At 51.6% G+C, this 16,697-nt stretch carries 14 protein-coding genes; 6 read left to right on the top strand and 8 right to left on the bottom strand.

The genetic code is table 11. From position 1 onward, the window contains the following. Positions 1 to 14 precede the first annotated feature (14 nt). Positions 15 to 1,286 (bottom strand): YeaH/YhbH family protein, encoded by a 1,272-nt coding sequence (locus tag C9J03_RS14215; RefSeq protein ID WP_044622864.1) that lies wholly within the window; start codon positions 1,284 to 1,286, stop codon positions 15 to 17. A gap of 29 nt (positions 1,287 to 1,315) precedes the next feature. Further along, the gene (locus C9J03_RS14210; protein ID WP_044622865.1) at positions 1,316 to 3,250 is read right to left on the bottom strand and encodes a PrkA family serine protein kinase; all 1,935 of its coding nucleotides are present in this window, start codon (positions 3,248 to 3,250) and stop codon (positions 1,316 to 1,318) included. Between the two features lie 573 nt (positions 3,251 to 3,823). Between C9J03_RS14210 and C9J03_RS14200 the strand changes: the two genes are divergently transcribed. Further along, on the top strand, positions 3,824 to 4,204 hold the full coding sequence (locus C9J03_RS14200) for a VOC family protein (protein ID WP_039459183.1): 381 nt from the start codon (positions 3,824 to 3,826) through the stop codon (positions 4,202 to 4,204). Positions 4,205 to 4,288: 84 nt separating this feature from the next. Here C9J03_RS14200 and C9J03_RS14195 read toward each other — a convergent pair whose 3' ends face one another. Continuing rightward, positions 4,289 to 5,164: a D-hexose-6-phosphate mutarotase gene (locus C9J03_RS14195; RefSeq protein WP_044622867.1), complete on the bottom strand. Its 876-nt coding sequence runs from the start codon at positions 5,162 to 5,164 to the stop codon at positions 4,289 to 4,291. A gap of 247 nt (positions 5,165 to 5,411) precedes the next feature. Next, positions 5,412 to 6,407 carry a type I glyceraldehyde-3-phosphate dehydrogenase gene (gene gap / locus C9J03_RS14190; RefSeq protein WP_039459186.1) on the bottom strand — a complete coding sequence of 332 codons (996 nt, stop codon included), beginning with the start codon at positions 6,405 to 6,407 and terminating at the stop codon, positions 5,412 to 5,414. A 348-nt stretch (positions 6,408 to 6,755) separates the two neighbouring features. On the opposite strand from gap, the gene msrB reads away from it, so the two are divergent. Further along, on the top strand, positions 6,756 to 7,169 hold the full coding sequence (gene msrB, locus C9J03_RS14185; protein ID WP_039459189.1) for a peptide-methionine (R)-S-oxide reductase MsrB: 414 nt from the start codon (positions 6,756 to 6,758) through the stop codon (positions 7,167 to 7,169). Positions 7,170 to 7,237: 68 nt separating this feature from the next. Here the strand turns inward: msrB and C9J03_RS14180 are convergent, their stop codons facing one another. Beyond that, on the bottom strand, positions 7,238 to 8,050 hold the full coding sequence (locus tag C9J03_RS14180) for a DUF2989 domain-containing protein (protein ID WP_044622868.1): 813 nt from the start codon (positions 8,048 to 8,050) through the stop codon (positions 7,238 to 7,240). Between the two features lie 195 nt (positions 8,051 to 8,245). On the opposite strand from C9J03_RS14180, the gene C9J03_RS14175 reads away from it, so the two are divergent. Further along, positions 8,246 to 8,551: a YeaC family protein gene (locus C9J03_RS14175; protein ID WP_044622869.1), complete on the top strand. Its 306-nt coding sequence runs from the start codon at positions 8,246 to 8,248 to the stop codon at positions 8,549 to 8,551. Between the two features lie 22 nt (positions 8,552 to 8,573). On the opposite strand, the gene C9J03_RS14170 is transcribed toward C9J03_RS14175, so the two are convergent. From C9J03_RS14170 to sppA, 3 genes are all read right to left on the bottom strand, one after another. Further along, positions 8,574 to 9,242, bottom strand: a complete 669-nt coding sequence (locus C9J03_RS14170) for a glutathione S-transferase family protein (RefSeq protein WP_039459198.1) — start codon at positions 9,240 to 9,242, stop codon at positions 8,574 to 8,576. Between the two features lie 128 nt (positions 9,243 to 9,370). Further along, complete coding sequence (ansA, locus tag C9J03_RS14165; protein WP_044622870.1) at positions 9,371 to 10,381, bottom strand: asparaginase; 1,011 nt, start codon at positions 10,379 to 10,381, stop codon at positions 9,371 to 9,373. A gap of 89 nt (positions 10,382 to 10,470) precedes the next feature. After that, positions 10,471 to 12,321, bottom strand: coding sequence for a signal peptide peptidase SppA (sppA, locus tag C9J03_RS14160; RefSeq protein ID WP_044622871.1), 1,851 nt, complete (start codon positions 12,319 to 12,321; stop codon positions 10,471 to 10,473). Between the two features lie 309 nt (positions 12,322 to 12,630). Here sppA and C9J03_RS14155 point away from each other — a divergent pair, with 309 nt between their 5' ends. The 3 genes from C9J03_RS14155 (at position 12,631) to selD (ending at position 16,696) form a co-directional block, all read left to right on the top strand. Beyond that, entirely contained in the window at positions 12,631 to 14,643 is a 2,013-nt protein-coding gene (locus C9J03_RS14155) for an NADPH-dependent 2,4-dienoyl-CoA reductase (RefSeq protein ID WP_044622872.1), read from the top strand. A gap of 347 nt (positions 14,644 to 14,990) precedes the next feature. Then, complete coding sequence (locus C9J03_RS14145; protein ID WP_044622873.1) at positions 14,991 to 15,539, top strand: NAD(P)H nitroreductase; 549 nt, start codon at positions 14,991 to 14,993, stop codon at positions 15,537 to 15,539. A gap of 116 nt (positions 15,540 to 15,655) precedes the next feature. Continuing rightward, positions 15,656 to 16,696: a selenide, water dikinase SelD gene (gene selD / locus C9J03_RS14140; RefSeq protein ID WP_044622874.1), complete on the top strand. Its 1,041-nt coding sequence runs from the start codon at positions 15,656 to 15,658 to the stop codon at positions 16,694 to 16,696. Position 16,697: the final 1 nt, after the last annotated feature.

The following is a 16,697-nucleotide window of genomic DNA, read 5'->3' as shown; positions in this document are numbered from 1 at the left end:
CCCCTAAAGCGATGTTAACTGACTTGCTTTTTAAATAGCTCCCGGAATACAGGGAAAATGTCTTCCACACTCCTGATATTCTGCATCGCAAAGTTACTGTGGCTGGCCTGTAGCGCCTCATATTCCCGCCATAGTGTTTGGTGGGCCCGGCGTGTGATTTCGATATACGAGTAGTAACGGGTCACCGGCAAGATCTCTTTGTCCAAGAGCTCACGGCAGCCCGGTGAATCATCCGCCCAGTTATCCCCATCCGATGCCTGTGCCGCGTAGATATTCCACTCGGCAGGGGAGTAGCGTTTCTTCACTATCTCGTTCATCAAGCGCAGAGCACTGGACACTATGGTGCCCCCGGTCTCCTGCGAGTAGAAGAACTCATGTTCATCCACTTCCTTGGCCTGGGTATGGTGGCGGATAAACACGACGTCGACATTCTTGTAGGTCCGGTTGAGGAACAGGTACAGCAAGATGTAGAAACGTTTGGCCATATCCTTGGTGGCCTGATCCATCGATCCCGAGACATCCATCAAGCAGAACATTACCGCTTGGCTGCTCGGCTGAGGCCGGCGCTCGTAGTTCTTGTAGCGTAAGTCAAAGGTATCAATGAACGGCACACTACTGATTTTCTGGCGTAATCCCTGGATTTCCTCTTTAATCCGCTCCTCCTCGAAAGGCTGGGCGGGTTCGGTGTTCATTAGCAAATCCAGTGTCTTTTCTAGCTCACGCAGCTGGCGGCGTTTGGCTGCCGTCATTGCGGTACGCCGCGCCAGCGAATTCTGGAGCGATTTTACAATGGCTATGTTGGCCGGCACGCCGGACGACTTGTAGCCCGAACGGAACGTTTTCCACTCAACGATTTTGTTGAGCTGGTTTTTTTCGAGGTTTGGCAGTTCCAAATCCTCAAAGAGTAAGTCGAGGTATTCATCTTTGGATATTTGGAATACGAATTCATCCTGGCCCTCACCATCGGGGCTGGCCTGTCCTTCTCCAGCACCGCCTTGTCCGCCCCCTCCTTGGGGGCGTTCAATCCGGTCTCCGGGGCTGAACTGGTCATTGCCCGGGTGGACAACTTCACGTTGTCCGCCCCGGCCTTGGTGAAAGCTTGGCTCGCGGATGTCACGGTTTGGAATAGTAATATCTTCACCGCTTTCCACATCGGTAATCGAGCGTTTGTTCACCGCATCTGCAATCGATTCTTTGATCTGCTGCTTGTGACGGCGCAGGAAACGCTGACGGTTTACCGTGCTTTTGTTTTTACCGTTGAGCCTGCGGTCTATAAAATGCGCCATAAGCTCTCCCCTTATTCATCCCATCTAACTTACGAAGACTTACGCACACGCAGGTACCACTCAGATAGCAGGCGGACCTGTTTGCGGGTATAGCCTTTTTCCATCATACGGGCAACGAAGTCGTCATGTTTCTTCTGCTCTTCCGTTGATGTTTTGGCGTTGAATGAAATAACTGGTAGCAGCTCTTCGGTATTCGAGAACATTTTCTTCTCGATGACTGTCCGAAGTTTTTCATAGCTGGTCCAGTTCGGGTTCTTACCGGCGTTGCTGGCACGGGCACGAAGCACGAAGTTGACGATCTCGTTACGGAAATCTTTCGGATTACTGATCCCGGCAGGTTTCTCGATTTTCTCCAACTCATTGTTCAGAGCGGCGCGGTCGAATAGCTGGCCTGTCTCTGGGTCACGGTATTCCTGGTCTTGGATCCAGAAGTCGGCATAGCTGACGTAGCGGTCAAAGATATTCTGGCCGTACTCAGAGTATGACTCGAGGTAAGCGGTCTGGATTTCTTTACCGATAAATTCGACGTACTTAGGTGTTAGGTAACCCTTGAGGTGCTCAAGATATTTCTCAGCCAACTCTTGTGGGAACTGCTCACGCTCAATCTGCTGTTCTAGTACATAGAACAGGTGGACTGGGTTAGCTGCCACTTCGGAGTGGTCGAAGTTGAACACCCGCGATAGGATCTTGAACGCGAAACGGGTAGACAGACCAGCCATACCTTCATCGACACCGGCATAATCGCGGTATTCCTGATAAGACTTGGCCTTCGGATCGGTATCTTTGAGTGTTTCACCGTCATAGACTCGCATCTTCGAGTACAGGCTCGAGTTTTCCGGCTCTTTCAGGCGAGAAAGCACCGAGAAGCGGGCAAGAATTTCCAAGGTAGAAGGTGAGCATGGTGCCGCTGACAGCTCGGAGCTCTGCAACAGTTTCTCGTAGATTTTGATCTCTTCGGAAACGCGCAGACAGTATGGCACTTTGACAATGAAGACACGGTCAAGGAAGGCTTCATTGTTCTTGTTGTTACGGAATGACTGCCACTCCGACTCATTGGAGTGGGCCAGGATAATACCGTCAAATGGCAGTGCTGATAGCCCCTCGGTACCGTTGTAGTTGCCTTCCTGCGTGGCAGTCAACAGCGGGTGGAGTACTTTCAGCGGTGCCTTGAACATCTCGACGAATTCCATCAGGCCTTGGTTGGCCTTACAGAGAGCACCTGAGTAGCTGTACGCGTCCGGGTCGTCCTGGGCGAAGTGCTCAAGTTGGCGAATATCGACTTTACCGACCAGTGAAGAGATGTCCTGGTTGTTCTCATCGCCGGGCTCGGTCTTGGCAATACCGACCTGGTCGAGAATGGATGGGCGAACCTTCACGACTTTGAATTTGGTGATATCACCACCGAACTCGTGCAGGCGTTTGGCGGCCCAAGGCGACATAATGGTGTTGAGGTAGCGTTCGGGGATACCGTATTCCTTCTTGAGGATATCGCCGTCTTCAACTTTATCGAACAAGCAGAATGGGTGGTCATTGACAGGGCTGCGCTCGCCGTTGGCTGTTAGCACATATACTGGCACCTTCTGCATGAGGCTTTTCAGTTTTTCAGCCAACGATGACTTACCACCACCTACAGGACCAAGTAAATAGAGGATTTGCTTACGCTCTTCCAGGCCCTGTGCGGCGTGTTTGAGGTAGGAAACGATTTGCTCAATCGCATCTTCCATACCATAAAAATCTTCAAACGTTTTATAGCGCGAAATCACACGATTGGAGAAAAGGCGGCTCAAGCGTGGGTCTTGAGCGGTATCAATCATTTCTGGTTCGCCAATGGCCATCAGCAAGCGCTCTGCTGCATTGACATAAGCGCTGCGGTCGTTACGGCAAATCTCAAGGAATTCTTGCAATGAAAGCTCTTCATCCTTGGATTCTTCATAGCGTTGACGATAGTGGTCAAAAATACTCATGGTATGCCCCCTGAATCGTTCTTTAATCAATTAGAAAGGACGAAAACACAAATCTTTCACATCCCCCATATCTTAAGACTAGACCTAACTGATTAAATTGCTTGACTGAGTTGTTGGTTTATAAACTAAATTTCCTTTTTGGGTGTTCCTTACAAGCTGCATATATTTTGCTCATTAATCTACTATCCTCCTATAAATCCCGTTCTGCAAGTGCTGGTGTTTAAAAAAAATCACAAAAATGTTGATGGCTTGTGATGATGCTCGCTTGTGAAAATCAATAGGCAGATATGGTGAATTTTATTTCTAAGCCAGAGTTATTTACTGAATGCAAAGGATTTCATCATCGCAAATAGGTGTTAAATGGTGCCAGGCCAGAGCAAGATGGCTTTTTTGCAAAAAAATGGATTTTCCATGGCTATTTTTGCAAATAAGCATGAAGTCAACGGGGGGGCGGTATGGCCTATTTCTTGTCGTTGTGATGTTAAAAAAGTGCGAGTGGGAGTTATTTTGTGAGCTAAATCAAAATCTCTGGCTTAAGCTAAAAAAGTGCCGAGAGTTGGGGGAGCCTAGTTAATGAGTATTTCTCGTGTTGATACAGTTTCAATTCCTGTATCTGATCAAAATCAGGCGTTAGCTTTTTATCGCGATGCCCTGGGCTTTGAGCTGATACGGGATCACCAGGCGGATCAGCATAAGCGTTGGATTCAGCTTGCACCTAAAGGGGCTGAAACGACGATCAGTCTGGTGATGCCATTCGGGGGAATGAAAGCCGGATCCGTACAGGGGCTGGTGGTTCAGACGGATGATATCCACTTGACCCACAACGAGCTGTCGAGCCGGGGGGTCCCGTTGTCAGAGATTGTGACCCTGATCGGGGGACGATTTGCGACCTTCGCCGATCCTGATGGCAATGGCTGGGTGCTTATTGAAGCGAATACCCAGATGCTGGCTTGACAGGGTGATGGAGGATACCTGACGGCAGCTGCCGTACAGGTATTTTTATGGTGCAGCGGGCAGCTTAACCCGTATGCTAAGACGCTAGCGCTTGACCTGGATCTGGGTGGTGAGGGTATGTGATTCACCCGGTGCCAGTGTGATGCTCTGGCTGTTGTGGATGGTCGACTCTACACACACCATGGTTTCAAAGCTGTCGTCGGCCATATCTGCCATGCTTTGGGACAGTGCCTGCCACGGGTTCCAGATCACTGCGGCATTGTGGCCGCTGTTGGTGACCGCGATTTGGCGACGGCTACCGTCGGCGATCAACACGGTTGACTCTGGCTGGGTGTAAACGCGGTCGACCTCGCACTGAAAAGTCAGTTTGTCGCCGCCCTGGCAGATTTGATCTGATTGGGTGCTGTCTTGGTACTCGCTACCCATCTGGGTGATTGTGGTCTCGCGGATGCTTTCTACATTGAAATAAGTATGTAGTGCGCCGGAGTAGCTCCATGCGTTGTCATCGCTATTGGTGGAGGTCAGTGAAACCGTTAGTTCCGTGCCAATTTCGAAGGTCAGCATATTGCTGAACTTGTACGGCCAAACAGCACGGGTCGCATCCGAGTCGCACAGGGTTAGGGCGATGATCACGCCATTGTCATTTTCACGGTGTTCGTAAAGCGTCCACTCACTGTTCCGGGCGAAACCGTGTGAAGGGGCGGCGGCTTTGCCAAACCACGGCCAGCATACTGGGATCCCGCCGCGTATCGCTTTGGTGGTATCAAATTCGGCTTTTTCGCTCAGCCAAATTACATCATCCTCACCTTTAGGCTTGAACCAAACGAGATGGCCACCATGCAGTGAAATAGCCGCCTCAGCTTGAGCATGGTTGATCCGTACAATCTTGATCCCTTGGTATTCACAGATAGTGACAGCATCGGATAAGGCCGCCACTGTTGGAAGAGTATTGAAATCCATCAGATTATCCTTTGGTTGTAGCAATGTATAAATGATTGCCACCTTGGTGGAAAAGTAACAGTCAATTCTACACTTATTTTTATTTAAAAAATAACAAAACTGATTAAAAAATATTTGTTAAATTTGTAATTATTTTTTAGCTGCTGTTTAGTGCTTGCTGGTTGGCGAGTGTCGAGCACAAAAAATGACGGGTACAAAAAAGGCGACACCGTAGCGTCGCCTTTTACTATCTAGCTAAAAGCTTACATTACTTAGAGATGTGAGCGATTAGGTCTAGAACTTTGTTTGAGTAACCGATTTCGTTGTCGTACCAAGATACAACTTTAACGAAGTTATCAGTTAGAGCGATACCCGCTTTAGCATCGAATACAGAAGTCTGTACTTCACCGATGAAGTCCTGAGATACAACCTGGTCTTCAGTGTAACCTAGAACACCTTTCAGCTCGCCTTCAGAAGCTTCTTTCATTGCTGCACAGATAGCTTCGTAAGATGCGCCAGTTTTTAGGTTAACTGTTAGGTCAACTACAGAAACGTTAGCAGTTGGTACGCGGAAAGCCATACCAGTTAGTTTGCCGTTTAGTTCTGGAAGAACAACGCCTACAGCTTTAGCAGCACCAGTTGAAGATGGGATGATGTTCTGAGAAGCACCACGACCACCACGCCAGTCTTTAGCAGAAGGACCGTCAACAGTCTTCTGAGTAGCTGTAGTTGCGTGAACAGTAGTCATCAGACCAGACTCGATGCCGAACTTGTCGTTAAGAACTTTAGCGATTGGCGCTAGGCAGTTCGTAGTACAAGAAGCGTTAGAAACGATGTCCTGACCAGCGTAAGTGTCTTGGTTAACACCCATAACGATCATTGGAGTCGCATCTTTAGATGGGCCAGTTAGAACAACTTTCTTCGCACCAGCTGTGATGTGCTGACGAGCAGTCTCGTCAGTTAGGAAGATACCTGTTGCTTCAGCAACAACGTCAACACCGATTTCGTCCCACTTAAGGTCCGCTGGGTTACGCTCTGCAGTTACGCGAACTGTTTTGCCGTTAACGATTAGGTTGCCACCTTCTACTTCAACAGTACCGTTGAAGCGGCCGTGAGTTGAATCGTACTTAAGCATGTAAGCCATGTACTCAACGTCGATTAGGTCGTTGATACCAACAACTTCGATGTCGTTACGCTCTACAGAAGCACGGAAAACAAAACGTCCAATACGGCCAAAACCGTTAATACCTACTTTGATAGTCATTACAGTTGCTCCACAACTTAATTTCTAATGAAAGATAACTGGTAGTAAAATTACAGAATCTAACGTGACGCTGCAAGTGAAAAACGAACTTAAATTGCGTGAGGTCAAAAAAAAGTTCGGATTTTTTTTACATTCCTACTACAACGCTGCAAATTCGTACAGAAGTTGTATGAATATCAATCATTGCTGTTATTAACTTTTAATATCAACACGAAGCCCATTCAAAATATGCTTTAATGAGCAGTGAAGATGTAAAATCCTTTCGAGCAGAAAGTATGTGCCACAGACCGCGTTAATGGCAACCATTTTTCGGAAGAGATAACGTGAAAATTATAAGAAGGAAAGGTAATGTCAGTAAAATCAGAGTCTTATTGGCGTGAAAAGCTAACGGAAGAACAGTATCACATCTGTCGGGAGCAGGGGACCGAGGCTCCTTTTTCCGGTAAGTTGCTCCATAACCGCGAAACCGGTATTTACAGCTGTACCTGTTGCCAAGCGCCATTATTCCATTCGGGCAGCAAATACGACTCGGGGTGTGGCTGGCCAAGCTTTGATGCGCCAATCGCCCGTGATGCAATTCGCTACCTCGATGATCACAGCCATGGCATGCACCGCATTGAGATCCGCTGTGCCCAGTGTGATAGCCACCTCGGCCATGTTTTCCCGGACGGACCCAAAACCACCGGAGAAAGGTATTGTGTTAACTCGGTATCCCTGCGGTTTAATCACGAGAGTCGCGATAGCGATCACCGAGACGGCTAACGCCCCAAGATTCCGTTACGCCCTGCTTCCATTACAGGGCGTACCTGCCATCTCAGAAATAAGCTGGGCTAATTCGCCATGCTTGTGTGGAACTTGCCATCACTGAGTGCCTGGGCAATGTGTTCTGCCTGCTCATTCAATTCATTGCGACGCTCGTCGCTCATAGGGTAGAAGGCATTGAGCTTCTCCTGGCTGGCGACCGGTATTGCCAATTTCCCACCGACTTTGGCCCACAGGTAGGCCTGCTCACTCGCCCCGCTTTGATGGGATAGGGTGGCCAGGCCCTGGATGATTTCTGGTTTTATCTTCGGCTTGCGCGGGTAGAGCTCAAGTGAGTGTTTGAGCAACTGGATGGTCTTCTCCTGATCTTTGGTGGTGTAAAAGGTCGCCAAGGCCAACTGCATCTCCGGTGTTTCCATTTCTGGCGAGCCTTCGAGCCTCAAGAATTTCCGCAGTGCATCTCTGTCGCCTTGGCTCCAGCGAAAATACAGGATCTCCGGGTCGTTCGATTCGGCGAGCTCAAGGTTGAGTCGTTTGATGGAAGCGTAGGCACTGAGCATGGCCTGGGTTCGGTGGGTTTTGCGCTCCTTCAATTCCGTAGGCTCGATGCGGGCGGCATACTCCAGGCATTTCTGATAATCGTAGGTATATTTGAGCTCTTGGAACTTTTCTTTGTCGCTAGGGTTTTTCTGCACCTCGTAACGTTGCCAAATCAGGTTGACCCGCTGCAGCCGGCATTGGCCGTCATTGAGGTTAGTGTCGGCACAGAGTTGGGGCTCGGCCTCACACAAGCTGTCGGTTGAGCGGTGGCGCTCGAAGCAACCGCTGACAAAAATGACGCTGGCCAACAGAAGGGTAAGTTTTTGGATTGTTTTTCTCATTTGGCTTCCAGTGCCTTTGGTCAAGGTGTTCTTATTAATGAGTTTATCAAAATGGCGATAAAAGACTGCGGCGGGCCGCCGATTTTGAGCAGTGTGATCCCCCAAGCATTTTATCGACGTATTCTTGGCGAGCTTTAATGGAAACTGCTATTACTGCGGGCAACAATAATCATTAAATGGAAAAAGTGAACAGCCATGGATATAGAAACGGTGCTCAACGCCATGACCCCAGAAGTTTACCAGCGGCTTTCAACCGCCGTTGAAATTGGCAAGTGGCCAGATGGAACGCTTTTGACCCCTGTTCAACGCGACTCGGCCATGCAGGCCGTTATGCTCTACCAGTCCCGCCATAACGCTGAAGCTGCCCATATGACGGTCGAAAAAGGGGGGGAACTCAAATTTAAGTCCAAGGCAGAGCTGAAAAAAGAGTTTGCAGGCGAGGAGCCGGCAGCAGCGGTGGCCGCCGATGACATAGCCCGGTTTGAGCATGATCAGCTATAAGGCTTGGCACGGCACAGGCATGTTATCTAATGGTGCCGAGTACCACGGGCGGGCAATAGAAACCTGATAGCTCGTGGTCTTCCTCTCCAACCAGGTTGGCGACCCAGGGCTCTTGCTCGATGCGTGCAAGGTAACTGTCAAGATGCGGGTAGTGGGAAAACCTCAGTCCAGCCATCCAACCGCTTCGCAGTACACTCCACAAGCTTATTTCTGCCATCGACAGGTGGTCGCCAATATAGCCCTGCTCGGGTAGCTGCTCTTCAAGGTACTGTATGGCCCGAGGCAGGTGGTGCTCGAGGCACTGCTCAACGGCTTCTTCATCGACGTCTTTATCGAGCATCTTCCCCCTCAGGATTTTCTGGTAGAACAGTACGCCACCAATGAGCGATGTGAGCCGGGTATCGGCATACTCTTCCAGCCAGCGGATTTTTGCTCGGGTGAGCGGGTCGCCGGGATATAACGGGGGGACGGGATATTGGTCATCAAGGTAATGGGCGATGACCGTGGAATCGATAATGCTGTACTGGTCGACCTCCAGCACAGGCACTTTACCGAGCGGATGGCGCTTTTGAGCCAGCTCCTTTTCAAAGTAGGGGTTGAGGGGCTGAAGCTCGTAGTTGATCCCTTTGTAGGCAAGGGCCAGCATGATTTTTCTGACAAATGGTGAAATCGAGGAACCATGTAGGATCATAATGTACGGGCGGCCTTTTGCTGACAGGAATAGTCAAAGTGTAGCCGAGTTGTTGTTTATGCGGGGAGAACAATGAAAACGGCAGCGATTTACTGCCGTTTTTGTTTTGGCCGTGGCTTATTTGGCGCTTAGAGCGTCAGTTCGCCGCGAAGATCTTGCTGCATCATGCTGCGGACGGTTTCTACCGGCAGATCTTGGCTTAGCAGGAAGTGGAGCTTGGCCAGTGCGGCTTCCGGGGTCATGTCATAACCGCTGAGTACCCCGGCGTCAGCCAGGGCACAGCCCGTCGCATATCCGCCCATGTTGACCTTGCCTGACAGGCATTGGGTCAGGTTCATGACGATTACACCACGCTCGCTTGCCTCTTTGAGCTGTTCTAGCAGTTCCGGATTTTGCGGGGCATTACCCACCCCGAAGGTCAGCAGGATCATCGCATTGACCGGCTGGCGCAGGGTATTGCGGATCACTTCTGGTGAGATCCCCGGGTACATGGTGATCACGCCAATAGGCTGTGGCGTGATGTTGTGAACCTTGAATGGCCCGTCAGGTTTCTTGTCGATTTCAACATTATTGAGTTGAATGTTGATACCGGCTTCCAGCAGCGGTGGTAGGTTAGGTGAAATAAAGGCACCGAACCCGTCTGCGTGGGCTTTGGTACTGCGGTTACCACGGATCAACTTGTTGTTGAAGAAAACAGTGACTTCATTAATCGGGTAGTTAGCCGCAACGTGCAGCGAATTGAGCAGGTTGCTCTGGCCGTCAGAGCGCAATTCCGCAAGCGGAATTTGCGAACCGGTCACAATCACTGGCTTGTCGAGGTTTTCGAACATGAAAGACAGGGCCGACGCGGTGTATGCCATGGTATCCGTACCATGTAGGATCACAAAACCGTCGTACTTGTCGTAGTTCGCTTTAATATCATCAGCAATGCGCTGCCAATCCGCTGGCGTCATATCCGACGAATCAATCAGGGGATCGTACTCGTGGATGGTGAACTTTGGCATTTCTGCACGATGGAATTCTGGCATGCTTTCCAGTTGCTGTTCCATGAAGCCTGCAACCGGGATATAGCCGTGGTCAGACTTCTGCATGCCAATTGTGCCGCCCGTGTAGGCGATGTAAATGTTTTTTCTTTCCATATGAAGGTACAGAATTATCGGTTTGGTGGGCGCATTATACGGGGTATGTAGCGTAAAAAAAGCCCGGCGATGCCGGGCTGATCTCACTTTTAACGATCCGGGCAGTTTATACAGAAGGCATATTGCCCTTTTGGATCATTGAAGTTACCAAGGGTTGAGAGGTCTGTAACAACTTTTTGGGTGACTGGTTGCATTGCCTCCGGCAGTTCCCCCCATACCAACTGGTGGAAGAGTACCTTGGCACCAGAACTGAATTGTTGCATGAATATCTCTGCAGTACTCAGCGGTTTAGCCATCCAGCGAAGCTCGTAGTCATCGCCCAGCATGGCCAGTTCGGCGGCGCTGTTGATGGCATCGTCAAAGTCACCGAGCTCGTCGACTAGGCCGAGGGCCAGGGCATCTTGGCCGGTCCAGACCCTGCCCTGCGCAACGCTGTCGGCTTGTTCAATCGTCATATCGCGGTATTGGCTGACCAAGCCGATGAAACGCTGGTAGCCATTTTCAATCCCAAGCTGGAAGATTTCGGCGATACCTTCTGGTAACTCGCGGGTCACACCGACACCGGAGAATGGAGTAGTACCCACACCGTCACTGTAGATCCCCATCTTTTCCAGTCCTTTTTCGAAAGTCGTCAGGATCGCGAAGATACCGATCGAACCGGTAATCGTGGTCGGCTGGGCCATGATCTTGTCAGCAGAGGCGGAAATCCAGTAACCGCCAGATGCCGCAACACTCGACATCGACACCACCACGGGCTTGCCGGCTGCCTTGAGGGCGTCGACTTCGTTGCGGATCACTTCCGAGGCAAAGGCACTGCCCCCTGGGCTATCGACGCGCAGGATCACTGATTTCACGTTGTCATCAAGGCGAGCTTCGCGCAGTAGAGTAGCCGTGGTATCACCGCCGACATTGCCCCGTTGCTGGCTGCCATCCATGATGGCACCGCTAGCGACCACAACTGCAATTTGGTTGTCACTCGGAAGCTGGGTGTCGGTAACGGTTGGCTGGTAATCGTAGTAGCTGATCTGATTAAAGCTGTGGTCGTCGTTTTCACCAAATGCCTCAATCAGCTGCTGACGGAGTTGCGGGCGGCTTACCAGCTCATCGACCAAGCCCATCTTTTGGCTTAGCTTGGCAAAGTCGCCGTCGACACTTTTCAGCTCGGCGACAAACTGATCAAGCTCTGGCGTCAGAGAACGGGCTTCAATTTGGCGGTTGCTCGCGACATCAGAGGTATAGGCCCCCCACAGCTGGTTTAGCCATGCGGTGTTGGCTTCGCGAGCTTGGTCAGACATACCGTCCAAGGTATACGGCTCGACGAAAGACTTGTAAGTACCGACACGGAAGACATGGGTGTTGACGTTCAGCTTCTCGAACAGGCTCTTGTAGTACAGCGTATAACTGCCGTAACCCGTCAGCAGTACACCGCCATCCGGGGACATGAAGATTTTATCGGCGTAGCTCGACAGGTAGTACTGGCTCTGCTTGTAGTGATCGCCTATCGCGTAGACCGGCTTGCCGGATAGCTTGAACTCCTCGAGGGCCTTAGCGATATAGCGCAGCTTGGTCAGGTTAGTCTCTTGCATATCGCGCAGGTTGAGTACTAACCCGGTGATACGCTCGTCGGTCGCTGCAGTGCGCAGGGTCTCGACAATATCGAACAACACATTCTCCTGTGCCTGTTCGTTGCCGAACGCACTGCTGGTCAGGCTATCGAGTGGGCTGGTATAGCTCCGCTGCTCGACAATCGGCCCCGAAAGGTCTAAGACCAGCGCCGCTTGCTCCGGTAGCTCTGGCTCCTTGCCGCTTTCGCTGAAGACAAAGAAAAGCGCGCCAATGATAATGAGGAAGAGTAAGTTGATGATCAGCTGACGGGTAAAGCTGATCAGTTTCCATATCCAACGGAAAATTTTGCCAATTCCTTTAAAGATCATTTTCATGAAGGTTCCTGATATTTAGCCAAGGCTCTGGGCCTGCTTATCTCTCAATCTATATCTGATTGGACGTAATAATTATGGTTAAGTTCTATGCTACCTGAGTAATCAAGGAATTACAGTATCTAATCGTATCGGCTGAATCGCCGGGGCAAACAAATGCGGGGCAGCTAGCATCAAAATGAATATACCTACTTTTATACAGAGAGTTAGATCTAAATCAATATATTGTTGCGTTTATGTAAACGTTTGTTTGAAATATGGTTGGCACCTTCGTATACTGGTCAGACCATAACAACATAAAGAATGGAAGCCATGGACGATAAATCTTACCCTCATCTGTTAGCGCCGCTAGAACTTGGTTTCACTCAATTGCGTAATCGTGTGTTGATGGGATCGATGCATACCGGGCTGGAAGAATCCCGCGATGGATTCAAAAAACTTGCTGCCTTTTATGCAGCCCGAGCCAAGGGCGGCGTTGGCTTGATTGTCACCGGCGGTTTCTCGCCGAACTTTCGCGGTCGCCTCCATCCGCTCAGTGCTGAGTTTAGCTCGGGGCGGGCGGCTCGAGCGCACCGGGTGATTACCGATGCGGTGCACGAGGAGGGGGGTAAGATTGCGCTGCAGCTGCTCCATGCCGGCCGTTATGCCATGCATCCTTTTGCAGTCAGTGCCTCGTCTATCAAGGCGCCTATCTCCAAGTTTACCCCCAAGGAAATGAGCTCCCGACAAATTAAGAAAACCATCGAGGCCTTTGCCCGCAGCGCTGAGCTAGCCAGAGAGGCAGGCTACGACGGTGTGGAGCTGATGGGATCGGAAGGTTATTTGATCAACCAGTTTATCTGTAAGCGCTCGAACCATCGATACGATGAGTGGGGCGGCAGTTATGAAAACCGGATGCGCTTCCCCATCGAGCTGGTCAAGGCGGTTCGAGCCCGGGTAGGGCGGGATTTCATTATTGTTTTCCGCCTGTCGATGCTTGATCTGGTTGAGCAGGGCAGTACACATGACGAGGTGGTGCAGTTGGCTAAACGGCTTGAGCAGGCAGGGGTGACTATCCTCAATACCGGTATCGGCTGGCACGAGGCAAGGATCCCTACCATTGCCACTCAGGTGCCAAGGGCAGCTTTTGCCTGGGTGACCGAAAAGCTCAAGTCTGAGATTTCCATTCCGTTGGTGACCTCTAACCGTATCAATACCCCGCAGGTTGCCGAAGACATTCTGGCCAGTAACCAAGCCGATATGGTGTCGATGGCGAGGCCGTTTTTGGCTGACCCGGATTTTGTGGTGAAAGCCGAGCAGGATCGGGCGGATGACATCAATACCTGTATTGGTTGTAACCAGGCTTGCTTGGATCATGTGTTTGTCGGCAAGCGAGCGAGCTGTCTGGTGAACCCGCAGGCGTGTTACGAGACAGAGCTGGTATTGTCGCCATCAGCCAGCCAACGCAAGATTGCCATTGTCGGGGCGGGTCCAGCCGGTATGGCAACGGCCGTTGCAGCGGCCGAGCGTGGCTTCAAGGTGGATCTGTTTGAGAAGAACGATTATCTCGGTGGCCAATTCAACCTGGCAATGCAAATTCCGGGCAAGGAGGAGTTCAAAGAGACGATTCGTTACTTTACCCGCCGCCTGGAGCAGACCGGGGTCAATGTGAAGCTTGGCCACGCCGTCTCGGCCGACGAGCTCGGCGGATACGACGAAGTGATTGTTGCGACCGGTGTCCAGCCACGACGTCCGCCGATCCCGGGTATCGAGCATGAGAAAGTGATTGATTACCAGACGCTGATCCGCGACAAGGTCGAGCTGGGCCAGCGTGTTGCTGTCATCGGTGCCGGAGGGATCGGGGTCGATGTGTCCACAATGTTGACCGAGCCCGACCACCAGAGCCTGGATGATTGGCTTAAGGATTGGGGGATCGACAAGTCGATTGAGCATGCTGGCGGCCTGTATCCGCATGAAGAATATGTCAGCCAGCGTCAGGTTTGGCTGATGCAGCGCCGTCCGGGCAAGATGGGTAAAGGGCCGGGCAAGACCACGGGCTGGATCCACAAGAAAGTGTTGGAGAAGCGCGGAGTCGAGCTGCTCAGCGGGGTCAGCTACGACAAGATTGATGATCTCGGATTGCATATCACGGTCGAAGGCCAGTCGCGGGTGTTGGATGTCGATCATGTAGTCCTGTGCGCGGGGCAAACTTCGGTGGATGAGCTATCCGAAGCGCTCCGGGCCAAAAACACCAATGTCCATGTTATCGGTGGGGCCGATGTCGCCGGGGAGGTCGATGCCAAGCGGGTGATCCGCCAAGGGGTTGAGCTGGCGGCGAAGTTGTAGAAAAACGGTCCTATGGGAGAAAAGCGGTTCTGTGGCTCTATGGTATTTAAAGCGGAGCAATGTTTAGGAAGCTGGTGCTAAGGTTTTTGGGAATAAGTAGTTTTGATAATAACTTCGACATCTGTTGATTTTCCCTTGGCCGTTTTGAGCCTGTTTGCAGAACCGCAGAACCGCAGAACCGCAGAACCGCAGAACCGCAGAACCGCAGAACCGCAGAACCGCAGAACCGCAGAACCGCAGAACCACATGGGGAAGTTAGGTTCCAGGATCACGTACCTTTCCCATGGATTTACTGCGCAGAATCTATGCTACCGTCTAATATAACTACACATTTCTATGAGGTTGTTATGGACGCACTTACCTTATTGCTAAACCGCCGCTCGCTGCCCAAGATGGTCGCGCCGGCGCCCGAGGGAGAGGCGCTGGAAGCGATCTTCCGGGCGGGCCTGCGGGCGCCGGATCATGCGGGCCTGGCTCCTTGGCGGTTTATTGTGTCCCAAGGTGAAGGCTTGCAGAAGCTCGCCGATATTTTGGTCGAGGCGGCAAACAGCGAGGGTGCTGATGATGCGGCGATCGAGAAAGCCGGCAGCGCTCCCTTCCGGGCTCCGATGGTGATAACGGTCGTCGCCAAGGTCGCCGAGCACGACAAGGTGCCGGTAATAGAGCAGTACCTGTCGGCGGGCTGTGCGGTGCAGGCCATGCAACTGGCGGCCATCGCCCAGGGCTACGCTGGTTTTTGGCGCACCGGTAAGTGGGCGTATCACCCCGTGGTCCGTCAGGCTCTGGGAGTGGGGGGAGATAATATGATTGTCGGCTTTTTGTATCTGGGCACCCCCGGCTGCCGGGATGCCAAACCACCTGTTCGGGATCTGACTCAGTTCGTTGAGTACCTGTAACCGATATTGCGACGTTGCGAGGGGAGCCGTCGGCTCTCCTTTTTGATCCAAGTGGATGACAGGGTCTGGTTGCAGGAGTAGAATCCATCGCTCTTGTAAAATTATCGGAGCGTGTCATGGAAAATGTTCGCCTTACTCAATACAGCCACGGAGCAGGATGTGGTTGTAAAATCTCCCCTCAAGTTCTTGATACTATTCTTCGAACGCAGCTCGCTCCGTTTGCCGATCCTAACCTGCTTGTAGGTAACGAAAGTAAAGATGATGCCGCGGTCTATGATCTTGGCAATGGTACCGCCGTCGTCAGCACCACTGACTTTTTCATGCCGATTGTCGATGATCCGTATGATTTTGGCCGTATCGCAGCAACAAACGCGATCAGTGATATCTATGCCATGGGCGGCAAGCCGATCATGGCTATTGCCATTCTGGGCTGGCCGGTCAACGTACTGGCTCCGGAAATTGCCCAGCAGGTGATTGAAGGCGGCCGTGCCGTATGCCGTGAAGCGGGTATTTCTCTGGCGGGTGGTCACTCGATTGATGCCCCGGAACCGATTTTCGGTTTGGCCGTGACGGGCATTGTAGATACAGACCGTGTTAAGCGAAACAACCAGGCCGAGGCTGGCTGCAAGCTCTACCTGACCAAGCCGCTAGGTATCGGGGTACTGACCACGGCAGAGAAAAAATCCAAATTGCGCGAAGAGCACCGCGGGCTGGCCCGCGACTGGATGTGCCAGCTGAACAAGCCGGGTGCTGACTTTGCCAACGTCGCAGGCGTAAAGGCGATGACTGATGTGACCGGCTTCGGCTTGATGGGCCACCTCAATGAAATCTGCGAGGGCAGCGGTCTGAAGGCGAAGCTCGAGTTTGCCCAGGTACCGTCCCTGCCGGGCGTATTTGATTATATCGAGCAAGGGTGTGTGCCAGGTGGTACCGGGCGTAACTTCGCCAGCTATGGCCACCGCCTGGGGGCGATGACCGAGCAGCAAAAAGCGCTGCTGTGTGACCCTCAGACCTCAGGTGGCCTGCTGTTGGCGGTGGCACCTGAATTCGAGCAAGAAGTCAAAGCGCTGGCCCAGCAGCATGACATCGAGCTCAATGCCATCGGCGAGCTGGTAACCGCCCCGAGCGAAGAAACAGTACTGATTGAGATCTGCTAGT

The sequence above is a fragment of the Photobacterium gaetbulicola genome, assembly GCF_003025515.1.
Taxonomy (GTDB): Bacteria; Pseudomonadota; Gammaproteobacteria; order Enterobacterales; family Vibrionaceae; genus Photobacterium; species Photobacterium gaetbulicola.
The sequence above is the reverse complement of the archived record's forward strand: the minus strand, read 5'-3'. Positions and strand labels throughout refer to the sequence as shown.

Bases quoted from the DNA above. Each gene is read 5' to 3' on its own strand.
- msrB (WP_039459189.1), top strand. From the start codon at position 6,756: ATGTCAGTAAAATCAGAGTCTTATTGGCGTGAAAAGCTAACGGAAGAA.
- ansA (WP_044622870.1), bottom strand. From the start codon at position 10,381: ATGGAAAGAAAAAACATTTACATCGCCTACACGGGCGGCACAATTGGC.
- C9J03_RS14155 (WP_044622872.1), top strand. From the start codon at position 12,631: ATGGACGATAAATCTTACCCTCATCTGTTAGCGCCGCTAGAACTTGGT.
- C9J03_RS14170 (WP_039459198.1), bottom strand. From the start codon at position 9,242: ATGATCCTACATGGTTCCTCGATTTCACCATTTGTCAGAAAAATCATG.
- C9J03_RS14180 (WP_044622868.1), bottom strand. From the start codon at position 8,050: ATGAGAAAAACAATCCAAAAACTTACCCTTCTGTTGGCCAGCGTCATT.
- C9J03_RS14215 (WP_044622864.1), bottom strand. From the start codon at position 1,286: ATGGCGCATTTTATAGACCGCAGGCTCAACGGTAAAAACAAAAGCACG.
- selD (WP_044622874.1), top strand. From the start codon at position 15,656: ATGGAAAATGTTCGCCTTACTCAATACAGCCACGGAGCAGGATGTGGT.
- C9J03_RS14195 (WP_044622867.1), bottom strand. From the start codon at position 5,164: ATGGATTTCAATACTCTTCCAACAGTGGCGGCCTTATCCGATGCTGTC.
- C9J03_RS14200 (WP_039459183.1), top strand. From the start codon at position 3,824: ATGAGTATTTCTCGTGTTGATACAGTTTCAATTCCTGTATCTGATCAA.
- C9J03_RS14175 (WP_044622869.1), top strand. From the start codon at position 8,246: ATGGATATAGAAACGGTGCTCAACGCCATGACCCCAGAAGTTTACCAG.
- sppA (WP_044622871.1), bottom strand. From the start codon at position 12,321: ATGAAAATGATCTTTAAAGGAATTGGCAAAATTTTCCGTTGGATATGG.
- C9J03_RS14210 (WP_044622865.1), bottom strand. From the start codon at position 3,250: ATGAGTATTTTTGACCACTATCGTCAACGCTATGAAGAATCCAAGGAT.
- gap (WP_039459186.1), bottom strand. From the start codon at position 6,407: ATGACTATCAAAGTAGGTATTAACGGTTTTGGCCGTATTGGACGTTTT.
- C9J03_RS14145 (WP_044622873.1), top strand. From the start codon at position 14,991: ATGGACGCACTTACCTTATTGCTAAACCGCCGCTCGCTGCCCAAGATG.